The 15,577-nt window shown below is 59.0% G+C and carries 14 protein-coding genes; 4 read left to right on the top strand and 10 right to left on the bottom strand.

The features are described 5' to 3' along the window. Positions 1–2 precede the first annotated feature (2 nt). From tolB to A6070_RS01165, 4 genes are all read left to right on the top strand, one after another. A complete protein-coding gene (gene tolB, locus A6070_RS01180; protein WP_072286682.1) occupies positions 3–1,292 on the top strand; it encodes a Tol-Pal system beta propeller repeat protein TolB in 1,290 nt (429 codons plus the stop codon). Between the two features lie 170 nt (positions 1,293–1,462). Further along, positions 1,463–2,032, top strand: a complete 570-nt coding sequence (gene pal / locus A6070_RS01175; protein WP_072286681.1) for a peptidoglycan-associated lipoprotein Pal — start codon at positions 1,463–1,465, stop codon at positions 2,030–2,032. A gap of 74 nt (positions 2,033–2,106) precedes the next feature. Then, positions 2,107–2,904: a tol-pal system protein YbgF gene (gene ybgF / locus A6070_RS01170; protein WP_072286680.1), complete on the top strand. Its 798-nt coding sequence runs from the start codon at positions 2,107–2,109 to the stop codon at positions 2,902–2,904. A gap of 213 nt (positions 2,905–3,117) precedes the next feature. After that, positions 3,118–3,465, top strand: a complete 348-nt coding sequence (locus A6070_RS01165) for a hypothetical protein (RefSeq protein WP_072286679.1) — start codon at positions 3,118–3,120, stop codon at positions 3,463–3,465. 51 nt (positions 3,466–3,516) lie between these two features. Here the strand turns inward: A6070_RS01165 and A6070_RS01160 are convergent, their stop codons facing one another. The 10 genes from A6070_RS01160 to A6070_RS01115 form a co-directional block, all read right to left on the bottom strand. Then, on the bottom strand, positions 3,517–5,766 hold the full coding sequence (locus A6070_RS01160) for a TonB-dependent receptor (protein WP_072286678.1): 2,250 nt from the start codon (positions 5,764–5,766) through the stop codon (positions 3,517–3,519). Between the two features lie 172 nt (positions 5,767–5,938). Next, a complete protein-coding gene (locus A6070_RS01155) occupies positions 5,939–6,511 on the bottom strand; it encodes a nucleoside-triphosphatase (protein WP_158513998.1) in 573 nt (190 codons plus the stop codon). 23 nt (positions 6,512–6,534) lie between these two features. Next, positions 6,535–8,304: a radical SAM protein gene (locus A6070_RS01150; protein WP_072286676.1), complete on the bottom strand. Its 1,770-nt coding sequence runs from the start codon at positions 8,302–8,304 to the stop codon at positions 6,535–6,537. Beyond that, complete coding sequence (locus A6070_RS01145; RefSeq protein WP_072288075.1) at positions 8,285–8,971, bottom strand: class I SAM-dependent methyltransferase; 687 nt, start codon at positions 8,969–8,971, stop codon at positions 8,285–8,287. Before A6070_RS01145 ends, A6070_RS01150 begins: the two co-directional genes overlap by 20 nt. A 23-nt stretch (positions 8,972–8,994) precedes the next feature. Further along, the gene (locus A6070_RS01140; RefSeq protein ID WP_072286675.1) at positions 8,995–9,558 is read right to left on the bottom strand and encodes an FmdE family protein; all 564 of its coding nucleotides are present in this window, start codon (positions 9,556–9,558) and stop codon (positions 8,995–8,997) included. 10 nt (positions 9,559–9,568) lie between these two features. Beyond that, on the bottom strand, positions 9,569–10,408 hold the full coding sequence (locus A6070_RS01135; protein ID WP_072286674.1) for an ABC transporter ATP-binding protein: 840 nt from the start codon (positions 10,406–10,408) through the stop codon (positions 9,569–9,571). 1 nt (position 10,409) lies between these two features. Then, positions 10,410–11,465, bottom strand: coding sequence for a FecCD family ABC transporter permease (locus A6070_RS01130; protein ID WP_072286673.1), 1,056 nt, complete (start codon positions 11,463–11,465; stop codon positions 10,410–10,412). After that, positions 11,458–12,519 carry an ABC transporter substrate-binding protein gene (locus tag A6070_RS01125; RefSeq protein ID WP_083558607.1) on the bottom strand — a complete coding sequence of 354 codons (1,062 nt, stop codon included), beginning with the start codon at positions 12,517–12,519 and terminating at the stop codon, positions 11,458–11,460. Before A6070_RS01125 ends, A6070_RS01130 begins: the two co-directional genes overlap by 8 nt. Positions 12,520–12,561: 42 nt before the next feature. Then, positions 12,562–14,586, bottom strand: coding sequence for a TonB-dependent receptor plug domain-containing protein (locus A6070_RS01120; protein ID WP_083558605.1), 2,025 nt, complete (start codon positions 14,584–14,586; stop codon positions 12,562–12,564). Positions 14,587–14,635: 49 nt separating this feature from the next. After that, positions 14,636–15,445 carry a class I SAM-dependent methyltransferase gene (locus A6070_RS01115; protein ID WP_158513997.1) on the bottom strand — a complete coding sequence of 270 codons (810 nt, stop codon included), beginning with the start codon at positions 15,443–15,445 and terminating at the stop codon, positions 14,636–14,638. Positions 15,446–15,577: the final 132 nt, after the last annotated feature.

The following is a 15,577-nucleotide window of genomic DNA, read 5'->3' as shown; positions in this document are numbered from 1 at the left end:
CTATGTGCCGTCTCGTGACCCTGTTGTTCCTTTTTGCCTGCCTGACAGCGACCACCGTCGTGGCGCAGGTGGAGATCCGTGCTCCCGGCCAGCAAACCATCAACGTGGCCAACGCCGAACTGCTGCCCCTTGCCGGACCGGCGCAGCCCGGCATCGCCAAAGAGCTGCACAAGGTTCTGGCCGTCGACCTGGACATGGCGGGCCTGTTCCGGCAGCTTGACCCGGCGGCCTTCCTCGATGACGCCCGGCGGCCCGGCCTGACCAGCACCCAGGTCGATTTCAGCCAGTGGGCGTTGCTGGGCGCCGAGATTCTGGTCAAAGGCGGGTACCACGCCCAGGGCGACCGCATCCGGGTCGAGTTCCGGCTTTACGACGTCGTTCACCGGCGCCTGCTCACCGGCCGCAGCTACGTCGGCACCCGTAACGATCTGCGTCTGATGGCGCACAAGTTTGCCGACCAGATCCTGCTCAACGTCACGGGCAAGGAAGGCCCTTTCAGCTCGCGCATCGCCTACATCGACAACCGCACCGGCCACAAGGAGCTTTATCTGATGGACACCGACGGCGCCAACGTCCTGCGCCTGACGGACCACCGTTCCATCGTCCTCAACCCCGACTTCTCCCCAAGCGGCAGAGAGATCGTCTTCACCTCCTATCGCCGCGGCAACCCGGACCTTTTCCGGAAAATTCTCAGTACCGGCCAGGAAGCGGCCCTTTCCTCCCGGAACGGCCTGAACGTTTCCGCCCGTTTCCGCCCGGACGGGCGGGAACTCGCCCTCACCCAGTCGGCATCCGGCAACCCCGAACTGACCCTGCTCGGAACCGACGGCAGCCAGCGGCGGCGGCTCACCAATCACTGGGGAATCGATGTGGATCCGAGCTGGAGTCCTGCCGGAGACCGTCTCGCGTTTGTCTCCGACCGCCAGGGGAATCCGCACATCTTCATCATGGATGTGCTCAGCGGCCAGATCCGGCGACTTACCGGCAGCGGCAAGTACAACGCCACCCCTGCCTGGAGCCCCGATGGAGAGCGCATCGCCTTTACCCGACTGGAAGGCGGCAACTTCGATATCTACAGCATCCGCCCCGACGGCACGGATGAGCGGCGGCTGACCTTCGGCGCCGGCAACAAGGAACATCCGCGCTGGAGCCCCGATAGCCGTTTTCTGGTATACTCTTCGGATCAGGCTGGCGGCAAAGGCATTTACGTCATGCGGGCTGACGGCTCAGGTATCCGTCGCATATCCAGTGGCGGCCAATGTCAGCATCCGGCATGGTCACGGCAGCGTTGAGGTGTTTTTATTCCCCCTATTTTTTTGCAGGTTACTTCATGTATAATGGGCAACGTTTCCTGATCGTGACATGATTTTCATCATTCCGGTTTTCAAACCTTCGGGATGTTCCCGAAGTGTGTTTTTTCTTCAACCCCTTTTTTAGTCAACCATGTAAAAGGAGCAAAACCATGAAACGCGGAGGTATTCGGATTTCCATGCAGGTGTTGTTGATGATGGTCTTTGCTGCCATGCTGGCGACAGGCTGCGCCAAGAAACCGGCCGCCACCACGGCCGCGGGCGCAGGAGCAGACCAGGCAGGAACACAGCAGACGGCACAGGGTGTTGAAGAGATGGGCGCTGGCGAGACGGGTATTGGCGAAAGCACGATTGGCGAAGGAAGCGCCATGTCGATGCCTCAAGCCGTTCCATCCCTGGAACGCATCTACTTCAACTTTGACCGTTACGACCTGAGCGCCGAAGCCCAGGCCATTCTGGTCAACAACGCGGAATATCTCAAAGCCAACCCTGCGGAAAAAGTACGCATCGAAGGCTACTGCGACGAGCGCGGCTCGGATGAGTACAACCTGGCCCTTGGCGAGCGTCGCGCCCGCACCGCCCAGAAGTACCTGGAAACCCTGGGCGTCGCCACAGACCGCCTGAGCGTCATCTCCTACGGTGAGGAAATGCCGCTCGATCCGGCCCAGAACGAAGCCGCCTACGCCAAAAACCGGCGCGCCGAATTCAAGATCGCACAGTAATACGCCAGGGATCCAACAATCACGGCGGACCGGGATTGCCGGTCCGCCGTCCGCCAAAACGAGGCTCTTTCGTCATGAAAAGCATCACGTCAGCCGTTTTGTATGCAGCCCTTCTTGCGCTTCTGGCCGGATGTATTCCCTCCCAGACCGAACTGGCCATGAGCCGCGACCTGGAAGAAATGAAGCGCCGCCTGGCCACCACCGAGCGCGAACTTGCCGCCCAGCAGACCGACCGCGTGGGACAAACCAGACAGCGACTCGACGATTTGACCCAGCAACAGGCCACAACCCGTGCCGACCTGGACAACCTGCGCCTCGAGCTGCAGAGTATGAATGGCCGTTTCGGCGACATCGAGCAGCAACGCAACGAACTCAAGGACGAACTGGCCCTGGTTCGTGACGATCTGGGCCTGCGCATCAGCGCCCTTGAAAACCGGGGAAGCGTTCCGGCCGGGCAACCTTCCGCCGTTACCATGAGTCCGCCAGCGGCCAACCAGCCCGAATCTCTGTACCTGCAGGGCGTCGATACGATTCGCAAGCAGAAACAATACGCCGCGGGCCGCAAGCAGCTGGAAGAGTTCCTGCAGAAAAGCCCGGGGCACTCCCTGGCACCTAACGCCGCCTACTGGATAGGGGAGTCGTACCTCGGAGAAAAAGAATATGAAAAAGCCATCCTGCAATTCGAGGAGGTGATTCGCAAGTACGGAGATCACCCCAAGGCGGCCTCCGCCTACCTGAAACAGGGGTTGACCTTCGACCAGCTTGGAGATCGCCAGAGCGCCCGTACCATTCTGGAAAAACTGACCAAGGGTTTCCCCTTGTCCGACGAGGCCGCGGTCGCCAAAGAACGACTTAAAGCCTGGGGCAAGTAATCATAATCACAAAGGGCGGCCAATCGGCCGCCCTTTCCTTTTTGGCCGTCCACAATCCCCAAAATACGACAACAGCGGCACTGCGGACCTCACCCGGCGCATCAACAGACAAGCGAGCTGTTGAGAACCGGCACCCAGAATGCGGACATGCCGCATGGATACATCCCGGGGTTCGAACAACGAATCAGGATTTTTTCGCAAGAGAGGACACCAATGAATAAATCCGTAAAAAAAATATTGCTTTTTGTCGCCATCCTCGTTTTGTGGACAATTCTTGCTTTGCTCAACGCCGGCCCTGCCGGACTGGGAGTGATCCTTGCCCTGCTGGCGCTGCTGGACAGCACCACCGGCACTTTCGAGGCCGGCAATAAAATCGCCTGGATAATGGTGAGCCTGACAGCCCTGCTGCTGGCCATCCTTGGCATCGGCAGCACTTACGTCATCCCTGCGGAAACCCAGGGCAAAACGACAGTCTATGCCCTGACAACCGGCCTCGCGATCCTTTTGCCCCTCGCCTACTTCCTCGTCGGCCGTCGCCAGAAAATCGCGATGGAAAAGTGAGCCCCAGGTCTTTATGGGGCTCGTTTCGGGAAAGTACTGATGGCGTCCCCCTTACAGCCTCCAGGACACCGTAAATACCATGGTGAAGGGTGCGCCGGGATAATAGGCCATGCTGCCCGGATGGGCGTCATCGGCAGCATCCATGGCGCCAATATACTTTTTATCGAACAGGTTGAGAATTTTCAGCGACAGTTTGGGCTCCTTGATACAGGAAAAATTATCCATGCGATAGGCCATGTTCAGGTCGGCCAGCCAGTAAGAGTCGAGCGGCTCCTGGTTGAGGATGTCACCGTAACGTCGGCCCGTATAGCGTACCACGGGGGTCACGGAAAAGCCGCCGAGACGGTAATCGGCAATGAAACTGGCTCCGAACAGCGGGGTGTCGGCAATCTGATTACCCCGCACGCGCAGTTCGCCGGCCAGGCTGGTGCGAATGTTCTTGTCGAATTCGAACTTGTTGTAGAAGCCGTTGGCGGCCAGCAGCAGGTTGGGCAGGACATGCACACCGGCTTCGATTTCAGCCCCATAGGAGCGGGCGGAGGCGACGTTCTGCATGACCAGCAAACCGGAAGTGGGATCGTAATAATCGACCGACTTGTCAAAATGCCGGGAATAGAACAACACCGGATTTAAATACCAGCGGCCAAAATCGAACCGTGCGCCCAGATCGTAATGATCGGAGACTTCCATCCCGACATCGTCCCACAAATCGGCAAGGCTGACGCCGGCAGCCACGAACTTGCCGCGCCGCGTAGCGTAGGATGGGTACAGAGGGAACGCCGTGCGTCCGACATTGCGCCCGTAAGTGAAATAAAGATTGGCGTGATCGGTCAGTTCGAAGGAGCAGCCGGCAAACGGCAGAAACTTGTCGGTGTATTTGCGCCCGACGCTGCTCCAGGGATCGTAGGTTTTGACGCCGCCGGGGAAATAGTAGGATTCAATATCCGAAAATTCCTGGTAATGATAACGAACCCCGCCGCTCAGATGCCATTTGCCAAAACCGCGATTCAGCTGCACAAAAGGGCTGTGGGTAATGTGCTTGCCGTTTTCGGAGAAGACCGACCAGCCGCTGAAATCCAGTCCGTCGCCCGTCAGGGTGTATTTCTTCCATTCCGTCGGCGGACCGGGCCGCTCCTGCTCGTGATACCAGTAGCCGGCGGTCAGGTTGAGCAGCGGCAATTCGACCTCATATTGAGCGACCACGCCGAGACGGTGATGGCCGATCTCCCACTTGCGCACCAGGGGGTTGACCTTCTGCTCGACCACGCCGAGCATCCAGTAGCCCTGATCCTTGCTGAAATAGGGACGCACGGAAAACCGGCTGTGATCCGTCAGGCGGATATCCACATCGGCCATCAGGGTGTAGCCGTCAAAACGGCGCCGGTTGTAGTCGTAGTAATAGATATCTTCGCCAGGGTTGCCGGTCAGGTGCCGGTTGTAGGAGGATTTGTGATAGCTGTCCAAATCCTGGGTCTGTGCGTAGGTCAGGGACCGGAAATCGTGAGCCTTGAAGCTGAAGAAATTACCGAACAGTTCCAGCTTGACGCGATCGCCGAAATCGTGCGCGATCCCGAAGTCGAGGTTGTGCCGCCAGTCGGGGCTGCCGCCCTGGCCGCGCCATTTATCGGCATCGGTATAACTATAGGAAGCAAAAGCCCGCGTACCGCCGGGCAGCCGCCCCGAGTCGACTCTTATAAAGGAGCGCTGGTAGTCGAAGCTGCCGAGGGACTGGGAAAAAAATATCCCGGCCTCATCAGCGGGACGCTGCAGGCGATAGTCGATGAGACCGGCGTTGGCTGCAAACGCCAGCCCGTTGGGAACTGGAATGCCGCCCTTGTAAAGAGTCATGCCTTCGACATTTTCCATGTCGAACAGATACTGGGCGCCACCGGGCGTGCCGGTGACCTGCAAGCCCTCGATGAGCAGGTTGGAACCAGGGGCCTTGATGCGCTGTCCGCGAATTTTCAGGCCGCTGGTAAAAAAATTGCCGAAACCGTAGGGTTCCTCGCTACTGGTCTGCACCGACGGCAGGGTGCGCACCGCCTGCAACGGGCTGCCCTGACTGGTGCCGCCAATACTGTCGATTCCCTCCCCCGTCAGGCTCGTTGCGGTGCACGGCTTATCCGACTTGGCATCGAACAGCACATGGCCGCCCTTGCCGTGAACCTCGACGGCCTCCAGGCTCAGAGCGGACCCACTCTCTTCCCGCGCGGTTTCCGTCGCCGCGGAGCCTGCCAGCGCCCCGCCGGAAATACCGGCGACCAGCCAGAATGTTAACAACAATATACGTCCCAGACACATTCTCGTTCCCTCCCTGCGAAAACATCCTTCAATGCCGTCTCCCGGCTTTTGAAACAGCGGGACCGGCGCATCAATAACAGCGATGGAGCAAGAACCCTTGCACCATCGTCCAGCCACGGCACAAGCGCGGAGCGAATTGAACCCGGGCGCTTGTCCCTCTTTTAGATATTTTTCAAAAACGAAAGTGCGACGGGGGATCAGCACCCGGCAGCCATTCCTCGACAGTTATCAACAAGTTATCCAGAGCTTGGGGCTGTGATGCGTCGATAACCCGCACCGGCGACAACTGCCATTTCCTGCAGACCGCCTCCACTCGGGCCGCTTGAACGACCCACAGCTGTAAAGAGCGGCATTGCCGCAGCAACGGACCAAGATTCCGGGCCCATCCTGCACCGCGCAGTTCAAGGGAGCCGACTTCATCGACCACCACCAGATCCGCCCCGGCGCATCGCCGCGGGCCCAGGGCAAGATAACCGGCGGCAAGCCCTTCGGCATGAAACGCATAGGGGAAAGCATGCGGACCGCAATCGGCGATACGCTCCGCCAGGAGCGTGCGCCGCCCGTCGGCCAGATCGACAAGGGTAAAACCGCTGCGCCGCTGGTCGCGCCAGTGCCCTTCGGCCAGAATGCCGGCCAGTTGCCGCCCCTGATCGCGCAGATGTGATACCAGAAGGGTCACCAGGGTGGTCTTGCCGCAATGGGCCGGGCCGCTGACAATGATCAGCGGCCCATGGTTTGCTCTCATCGGTTCCACCTGCCGGTTGTCCATCAGGTTCGTGTCCAGCACCAGGTATTGCTCGGTTTTCCAAAGGATCGGTTGAGATGATCGGGAACAAAGGGCATGTCGTAAAACTCGCCATAAAAATCCTTTGACTCCCGGGCGATATCGAAATGAAACCGCTCGGGATGCAGGATGTTGGCGAGGAACAGCAGACCGAGAATCCAGCGCGGACCGCCAAAATCACTGGACGGCACCGGCGGGGTGTAGATACGCAGATTGCGCACCGCCTCCACATCCACGCCCAACCGCAGGCATTCAGCATGGAAATCCTGCACCGGACAGGAGAGAAACGCGGATATGACCATCACCTCCGGATTCAATGCGTTCAAAACTTCGCGGTCGATGCTCATCCCCGGCCGTCCCGACAGATCCAGGCGCCGGTTGACGCTGTCCCCGCCGGCCAGTTGGACCAACTGGTTTTCGAAACGCGGGCCCTTGATGGCGAACAGCGGTTTGCCCATGGCGTAATAGACCCGGGGACGATGGGTTACCGCCGCCAGCCCTCGGGCCACCGCCTCCAAGCGTTCACCGAGATAGGCGATCAGTGCCGCGGCCCGTGCCTGGCGCCCGGTCAGGGCGCCGAAATATTCCAGTGTGGCCAGATACGCGGAAGGCTGCTGAATGGAAAGATGCAGCTCCTTCAGACTTTGCAGATTGAGAATCTTTTCCCAGACCCGCACAACCTCGACCGCATCCCTCACGCCCAAGGCGATCAGCATGGATTGCACGATCTCAAGCGCCCGGGTAAAGGGATAACCGCCCTGGAAATCCCCCTCCCGGAAGGCACCGACCACGGCGTCTCCCCGCAGATCCAGAAATGCCGACCCGTGGGGACAGCTTCCAGGCTGCGCAGCCAGCAGCCGCGCCCCCATGGGACCGTAGAAGTCGCGTCTGAGCAGAACCTCGCCGCACTCCGGACACAGGCTGTCGAGCTGATCGGTGCCCGGGGAATTGAACAGGTAGACATGTCGCAGAATCTTGCGCAGATCGAAGACCAGCGCCTCCGACTCCAGGATGGTCGGTTCCCAGCCGGGATCGGCGGATTCCAGGGGGATGTAACGCATCACCTGCAAAGGTATGGCCGGCGACAGCTTCGCCACCCGGTGAGCCAGATTTCGCAGCTCGTCCTGGTTGTCCCGGCGGTGCATGCAGGCCACCTCGACATGCACTCCAGCCTCGTGCAACAGGCGCAGGTTGCGCAGCACCGCGTCGGGCGACCGTCCGCCGCAGCTTCGATAAGCCTGCGCGGTAAGGCCCTTGACGCCGATGTTTATAAAATCGATAAATGGCAGCAAACGGGACAGGGACCGCTCGGTAAAGGTGGCATTGGTGGCACAACCGACCAGCAGACCGGCGGCACGTGCCGCTTGTGCCACTTTCGTGAAGGTATCGAGACTGGCCAGAGGGTCGTTCATCAAAAAGGCGATGCCACGGCACTCCTGGGAAACGGCCGTGGCCACCACCTGGTCCGCGCTCATTTGCTGCATAATCGAACTGGCCGGGTCCATCTCGCGAACCAGGGTGGTCGAAATGCAGCCCGGACAATTCAGATTGCAGCCCACCGTGCTGATCTGCAGAAACTTGCTGCCTGGGTGAAAATGCAGCATCGGCATGGTTTCGATGACTATCGGGCAGGCGAGCAGATAGCGATCGGGGTAACATTCGACCATGGTTTCGCCAATCCGGCGGTACTGGCCGCACCCGCCGAGGCCGCCATCTGCAACGATACAGCGGTTTTCACAATTCAGGCATTGCATGCGGCACTCCTTTCGAATCCCCCGCGGAGATGGAAGTCAGTGCCGGTTTGCTCATCACTACCCAGGTGCCATAGCCATCCTCGATGATCCGCCAATCCGCTTGCGCCAGCGGCGCAAGCGCCTCCGCCAGAAATTCCCGGCGCAACCAGCGGGCCCGTTTGTCGGGATTGTCCTTGCGCGCCCAGTCCGGACGCATTCGGTTCGCCTCCTCGAGGCTCTGAAACCGGCTGAATCCGCCCCCGACAAAACTCAGGCCTCCCGGTTGCAGCACCCGGTATATTTCCCGGAAAGCCACCACGTAATCATCCCAGAAGGGTATCGATCCGCGACTTACCACCAGCCGGGCATAATCGTCCGGCAGCGGCATGGCATGCACATCGCCCTCAAGAAAGGTGCAGCGGCCTTCAGGCAAGCCATGAGACCGGGCGTTTTGTGCCGCCAGCGCCAGGGCCTCGGGGTTGATGTCCAGCCCCGAGAGTTCACAGTTGGTGATCTTGCCCAGCTCGATAAGCAGAGGCGCGCCGCCGGTGCCGATATCCAGGCATCGCCCGCGGCTTATGCCGAGATCCTCCACGATCTGCCGGGCCAGCAATGGATACATGGAAGCGAAGGGATGGTTGTCGTCATAACGGTAAAATGCCAGTGAATCCTGCTTCTTCTTTGTCACGCCAAACTCCTTGATCCATCCCTTTATCCGGCAAAAGGCTGATAATAGGTCCCGAAAGCGCAGGCACGGCACAGTGGATCGGCTTGCCCCTGTCCGGTGGGCACATCGCGATAATCGAGCACCGTCTCTCCACAGCGGCTGCATTGGACGATACGCTCCGGAGGACCGGGCAAATCACCGGGACCAAATGCGACCCGGACCTGCTGCCAGCGCAGCAGTTCCGCATCCGTTTTTGCCAGAGCCGCGGCCCGGGCCTGATCCGGGGGCAAACCGTTGTCGCTGTCGCCGCGGCTGGCCACCCGCCAGGCCTGGCCGGTCTTCGTATTGACAAAAGTGGCCGCCATTTTGCCGTAATCTTGAAATTTCAGACTGCGCCGGCCGAGCCGCACACCGGTGGCCATGATAATGGCATCCGTGATGCAGCGATCGTTCTCCACTATGACAATCAGATCCTTGATATCTTCCGCGGCTATCAGTTCCAGACCTTTTTTAGCCATACGCACGCCCATCACCTGTCCCATGCAGAGATGGCCGTGAAACGCTTCACAATCTTTCAGTGTCGCCTGTACATCATCAACTTTCAGCATTCCTCCTCCTTTAACTGCGGCCTGCCATTAAAACAGGGCGGGGCACATCCTCCATGTCACAACTGCACAACCTGTTGCGAAGCCTCTGCGGCACGCATATTCTGAAATTCTCCAGCAACTGCCAGACTTCGACATCGGCCTGATACAGACGGCAAAGATTTTTCCGGGTCACGGCGGTATCCGGAGCCCCCTCGGCAATGATGCTGCCATCAGACAACATGACAACCTGGTTCGCCACCCACAGCACATGATCGGGGAAATGGGTCGACATGACAAAGGTGTAGCCTTCGCCGGACAGGGTGGCCAGTTGCTCCAGCAGCCTGATCTGGTTGCCGTAATCGAGCCCGTTGGCCGGCTCGTCGAGGATGAAGGTGTGCGCGCCCTGGCAGAGGGCCCGGGCAATAAGCACCATCTGCCGCTCCCCGCCGCTGATCTGGGTGTAGGGACGCTGGCTCAGGTGCCTGATTCCCAGTTTGTCGAGTGCCTCCAGGGCCAGATGTTCGTCCCTGCGGTGATAGGCCGACCAGAACCCTTTATGGGGAAGACGCCCCATGAGCACCACGTCAATCGCCCGATAGGCAAAAGCGGCCTTGTGTATCTGCGGCACATAGGCCACCCGCCGGGCCATTTCACGCCGATCGTAGGAAGCAACCGGGCGGCCTTCGAACAGGATTTCACCGCCGGGCACCGGCAACAGCCCCAGCAGGATTTTCAGAAGCGTGGTCTTGCCGCAGCCGTTGGGTCCCAGCAGCGACACCAGACTGCCTTTTTCAATATCGAAACTGACATTGTCCAGCACCGAGTGGCCGCCATAGCCGAAGGATATGTTTCTGACTTCCAACAAAGCCATGCTAGCCCCACCCCTTTCGTGCGTTTTTCAGAACCAGGATGAAAAACGGTATGCCGATCAGAGCCGTGATGATGCCCAGCGGTATTTCGATATCGAGCAGCAGACGGGAAACATCGTCCACCAGCACCAGATACAGGGCCCCGAGCAGAGCGCTGACCGGCAGCAAAGTGCGATTGTCCGGCCCCACGAGCATACGGCCGATGTGCGGAATGATCAGCCCTACCCAGCCGATCAGGCCGCCGACCACCACCGTCAGGGCGCTTATCACCGTAGCGAAGAAAATCAGCCAGAACCGGATCAGACTTACATTCACCCCCAAACTGCGCGCCTCTTCGTCCCCCATGCTCAGCACATTAAGGTAGCGGGCCATTAGCAGCAGGCCGGCAATGCCGGAAAGGACGGGGATGGAAATCCACAGCACGGTGTGACTGTCCGTCATGGACAGGCCGCCCATCAGCCAGTAGACGATGGCCGGCAGGGTATCGTAAGGATCGGCCAGGTACTTGACGATCGACAGCAGGGAGGTAAACAGGGAGCCGCTGATGATTCCTCCAAGAATCAGCATCAGAAGTCGGTCGCCCCGATAAAGACGGGCGATGCCGATGGCGATGCCAACGGCCAGCAATCCCCCGGCGAAACAGCAGAATTGCACCCCGAACCAGCCTCTGGACAGCAACATGCCGAGTGCCGCGCCGAACGAGGCGCCGGGCAGCACGCCGAGCAGGCCCGGAGACACCAGAGGATTGATGAACATGGACTGAAAAGCCGCGCCGGATGTCGAAAGCGCGGCGCCGATGAGCACCGCCGCCGCAATACGGGGGGCGCGAATCTCCCACAGAATATTGCGCAGCAGGTCGTACCGCTCAGGGCCGAGGGCCGCTGCTCCCGTCACCTGCTGACGGAAAAAAAGCAGAATTTCATAAACCGAAACCGGATATTTGCCGAGACTCAGCGAAACGGTCACCAACCCCAGCAGCAGCAGGCAAAGCGCTCCTGGCAGCCACAGACGATTCAGTGACGGTGAGACCGGTCGGTCGGCTATGGCAGCTTTATCCATGCTCTGGAACCTCCCTGCTTTCAAGAATGAGCCGGATATCCTCGTCAGAGAGATGGACCCGCAGAAACAACCGGTAGAATTCCCGCATTTCCCGCGGCATATCGATATTGAAATGCCGCGGATAGAGAACCTGCGCAACCCACTGGAGCCCCAGCAGACGCATGAAGGAAGGGGGCCGGTCAAACCAGTTGAACGGAATCCGGGGGATCAGGTAGACCCGCCGGTTTTTTACAGCCGGCACGTTGCGCCACCTGGGCGATAAAAAGATTTTCCTGAAAAAGACGGGGTCATGCACCAGAATCACTTCCGGCCGGTAAAGAAGAACCTGCTCAAGGGATATTTTCTCCATGCCGAAAAGGTCGTCTTTTTCCCCCTTATGAACATTGAGTCCACCGGCCAGGTCGATTAGTTCGGCGTGCCAGGTGCCCCGGCCGTCGGTGCTGAGGCCGTCGGCCCCTTCGGCATAGTAGACGCGCACCCGCTCCGAGGCCGGCATGGACGCCACTCTCGGCAAAATCTCCCCCAGGGTTTTTTCGGCATAGGCAGCAAGCTGTTCAGCCCTTTGCGGACGCCCCAGTATCCGCCCCATGCCGCGGATATCGCGCGGGTAGTCCTGCAGGCGCTGCAACGTCATGTGGGCAACGGGAATCCCGAATTGCCGCAGGAACTTGTCAAAACGCTCACTGACGGCCGTCTTCTGCCAGCAGATCACCAGCTGTGGCCGGGTTTTGACGAGCGCCTCGAGGTTGGGGGCATTCCCCACCCCGAAAAACCCGCCAACCACCGGCAACCCTGTCATCGCTTCTGGCAGGTAACGGCGATAGCGCTGGGGCAGCGGCAAGGTCAAACCGACCAGCAGGGATGGATCGATGGCGCAGGCCAGGTAACTCTCCGGCGGCGAAGCGACATAGACCCGCTGCAGGGGCTCCGGCACATCGATCCTGCGCCCCGTCATGTCCACGATTTCCCGTGCCCCGGCACCTGTCGCGATCAGGGTGACGAGCATCATGCACCACAGGGCGCGACCCATACTGTTGGTCAGGTATCCTGCCATATCCTTGCCTCCTCCGGCAGTGCTCCAACTGCTGTGTCAGCTTTAAAATCGGTACGCAACATTGCCGAAATAATTGATGCCGGGCTCCGGATACCCCTCATCGTAGGCATAATTGGTATCGAAGAGGTTGTTGATGCCGGCGTCGAAAGTCACTCCTGGAAGCGGTTCGAACACAGCCTTGACGTTGGCCACCGCAAACTCGCCGGCGATCCGCACACCGTCGGAAGAACTGAAGGAATTGGAATGGTAGATAAGATCCGCCTGCAGGCTGAGCCATGTCCGGGGGCGATACCGGACATAGGTGAACAGCTTGTGATTGGGCGTGCCGGTCAGCTTGTCATCGTTGTCCCGGTTGTTCCTGTCCATGAGGGTGTAGTTTATGCCGGCTTCCAGGCTGTCGCTCAGATTGCCCTCAATCCCCAGCTCCAGGCCATACTGCTCCACCTTGCCGACATTCTGATTCTGGCCGATGGTTGCGGTCGGATCGTCGGGATCCTGAATGGTGGCCTGCAGAATGAAATCCTCGATGTCGCTATAAAAGAGAGCCGCGTTGAAGGACAACCGATCCCACAAACGATTCCGATAGCCGATCTGGTAATTGATCGCCTTCTCCGGTTTCAGGTCGGGGTTGGGAATGGCCGTACCCAGCCGGTAGGAATACTTGTCCTTGATGGTCGCGAGGCGGGTTTTATGCGCGACGGTGGCATACAGGACCGCGGTATCGGTCAGCTCGTAGAACAGCCCGATCTGGGGATTCCAGGCGTCGCTTTCACCCTTGGGAAAATCGACCAGTTCGCCGCTGATAAAATCCTGGGCATCAAGGGTCCTGGTAGCGTCGTAACTCAGACCGGCAACCACCTTCAGGTTATCCGTCAGGGTTATGGTGTCCTCGGCTCCGACGGAATAGATCTCGTCCGCGAAGCGCTGGTAAGGATTGGGCCGGTTGTGCTCTCTGTGCACATCGCGCTTGTAGTGAAACGCCACCTTCATTTCGTTGCGCGGCAGCAGTTTTGTGCCGACCTCTAAGGAGCCGCCGTAGGTATGATCATCGTAATTGCTGCGAAAAGCATAAGGCCGGGAGATGGTGTCATATTCAGCATTATCGTAGCTGAACAGGGAGTTCATGTAGCGATCATAGTAAAGACGCGTCTTCACATAGGATGCCTCGCCCAGGCCGGTGCGGGTATTGATATAATAACTTTCCTTCTCCCAGTAGGGCCATCGCCAGTACTTTATGCGCTCCGAAGAAGCGCTTCCGGCGTACGGAGGCGTCCCCTTGACGCCGTGCTGATAGATGTAGCTGAAAGCGTACTCGTCATCGCCGCGTGGCGTCAGTCCGACCTTGATATTGATTTTGCGGTCCCTTGCATAGGAGTTCTCGCGCCGGCCTCCATCTTCGTTGGCCGTCTTCCGAAAATCATCTGAAAGGCGAAAGTAGTCAGTGTTGTACCAGGACGCCCCGGTCTGCAGGTACCACCAATCCTGATTGGTGCCAAGATTGAAATAGGCCTGGTAGCTGTCTCCGGAGGCATACCCGGCCCCGCAATTCCCCTCGAAAGCCGTTTCCGGCCGCTTGGATACGAGGTTGATGGCACCGCCCATGGTATTGGGACCGTACAACACCGAGGCAAAACCTTTGGAAAGCACGATCTGTGACAGATCAAAAGTGGTGAAACGGCGCAGATCAGGATAGCCGTCATAGGGCACATAGATGGGGATGCCGTCCAAATACAAAGGCACGTGCCGAAGGTCGAATCCCCGGACATATACGGTGCTTTCATTACGTCCCCCGACTTTGCTCAAATGAACCCCCGGCAACATGTCCAGAGCTTCGGCAACATCGTCGCGATTGAAGTTGCGCAGGGTCTCTTCGGAAACCCGCTCGGTCAGCAGACTCGCGGCGCCTTGCTCTTCATGGGCAACAACCTCGATCTCGCCCAACGCAAACACACCACTGGCGGCAACTTCGACCGCTACCGACTCGGGGATTGGGAAAAACAGCAGCACCAGGCCCAAAGACCAGATCACCGGGCGATTCGATTTAGTCATTCCTGCAAAAATGAACATGTCCGCTGACCTCCTGCAAAAACAGCACATTTAAACAAATCATGTTGGCTCAGTCCTTATCCCACCACATGACGGCCCAGCGGATGCTGCGCGGCTCACGACGCTGCCAGCGCCCCTCCCGCAGAACAAAGGAGTGGTCGATATAGTCGCGCAAGGCTTTTTCTTCCTGGGGCAGCATTTCTCCGACCTTGTCCCGCATTCTCAAAAACAGCGTCTCCTTGTCCGGATAGGTCCTTTGTCCCCGGGAGGTCAGAAATTGCAGATTGGCCTGCAGCCCCATCTGGTAAAGCAGATTGTAAACATAGATGTAATCCGCGCCACCACGGCGGCGGCGCCCCACGGCTCCGAGCATGGCGGGGTCCTGCGGTCCGTCGCCGACCGGGGTTGAAATGCAAACGCGGCGCAGCGCGAACCGGTCGAGCTTTGCAATCGCCTGGCGCAGGTCGGCCACAATCAGGGAACGCGAGGCGATGACCAGATCGTGAGGCTCGATAGCCAGCGCCCGCCAGTCGTCCGTCCAGGATGCGCGAACCGTTTTGACATTGCCGATGCCACCTTTCTCACAACCAGCCCGCAGACCATCGAGCATCGCCCCGGAAATATCCACTCCCGTAACCTGCCGCACCCGCCCGGCCAACGGAATGGCGAGGGTCCCCGAAGCACAGCCGACATCCAGCACCCTCCACTCGGGACAGGGATCAATCAACGTTAAAAACTGGTTGACATAAAAATCGTCTTCAACGCCCGTGGCAAACGATGACGCCCGGTTGTCCCAATAGATTCGGGTTCGCTCCTCGTCACGACCTTCAGGGTTGTGCTGCTTCCAGATTTCGTTCCAGTCGATGCTTCGTATATCCATATCTCCCCGCTGCCGGATCAAAAAGGTTTGCAGTTGCATCCGAATGACACGATCATGTCATTTGCGTCCTGTTTTTACGGCCACGCTATCGGAAAACGCGGCGGCCAACGCAGTAAGAACGCGCCGAACCGG

Origin of the sequence: Syntrophotalea acetylenica, from assembly GCF_001888165.1 — a bacterium.
In the GTDB taxonomy this organism is placed as follows: Bacteria; Desulfobacterota; Desulfuromonadia; order Desulfuromonadales; family Syntrophotaleaceae; genus Syntrophotalea; species Syntrophotalea acetylenica.
This window is presented reverse-complemented; position numbering and strand designations above follow the sequence as displayed.

What these genes read in the sequence shown, in the direction of transcription:
- A6070_RS01135 (WP_072286674.1), bottom strand. Translation starts at nt 10,408, where the DNA reads ATGGCTTTGTTGGAAGTCAGAAACATATCCTTCGGCTATGGCGGCCAC.
- A6070_RS01155 (WP_158513998.1), bottom strand. Translation starts at nt 6,511, where the DNA reads ATGAGAGCAAACCATGGGCCGCTGATCATTGTCAGCGGCCCGGCCCAT.
- A6070_RS01120 (WP_083558605.1), bottom strand. Translation starts at nt 14,586, where the DNA reads ATGTTCATTTTTGCAGGAATGACTAAATCGAATCGCCCGGTGATCTGG.
- tolB (WP_072286682.1), top strand. Translation starts at nt 3, where the DNA reads ATGTGCCGTCTCGTGACCCTGTTGTTCCTTTTTGCCTGCCTGACAGCG.
- A6070_RS01140 (WP_072286675.1), bottom strand. Translation starts at nt 9,558, where the DNA reads ATGCTGAAAGTTGATGATGTACAGGCGACACTGAAAGATTGTGAAGCG.
- A6070_RS01115 (WP_158513997.1), bottom strand. Translation starts at nt 15,445, where the DNA reads ATGGATATACGAAGCATCGACTGGAACGAAATCTGGAAGCAGCACAAC.
- A6070_RS01130 (WP_072286673.1), bottom strand. Translation starts at nt 11,465, where the DNA reads ATGGATAAAGCTGCCATAGCCGACCGACCGGTCTCACCGTCACTGAAT.
- A6070_RS01125 (WP_083558607.1), bottom strand. Translation starts at nt 12,519, where the DNA reads ATGGCAGGATACCTGACCAACAGTATGGGTCGCGCCCTGTGGTGCATG.
- A6070_RS01165 (WP_072286679.1), top strand. Translation starts at nt 3,118, where the DNA reads ATGAATAAATCCGTAAAAAAAATATTGCTTTTTGTCGCCATCCTCGTT.
- pal (WP_072286681.1), top strand. Translation starts at nt 1,463, where the DNA reads ATGAAACGCGGAGGTATTCGGATTTCCATGCAGGTGTTGTTGATGATG.
- A6070_RS01160 (WP_072286678.1), bottom strand. Translation starts at nt 5,766, where the DNA reads ATGTGTCTGGGACGTATATTGTTGTTAACATTCTGGCTGGTCGCCGGT.
- ybgF (WP_072286680.1), top strand. Translation starts at nt 2,107, where the DNA reads ATGAAAAGCATCACGTCAGCCGTTTTGTATGCAGCCCTTCTTGCGCTT.
- A6070_RS01150 (WP_072286676.1), bottom strand. Translation starts at nt 8,304, where the DNA reads ATGCAATGCCTGAATTGTGAAAACCGCTGTATCGTTGCAGATGGCGGC.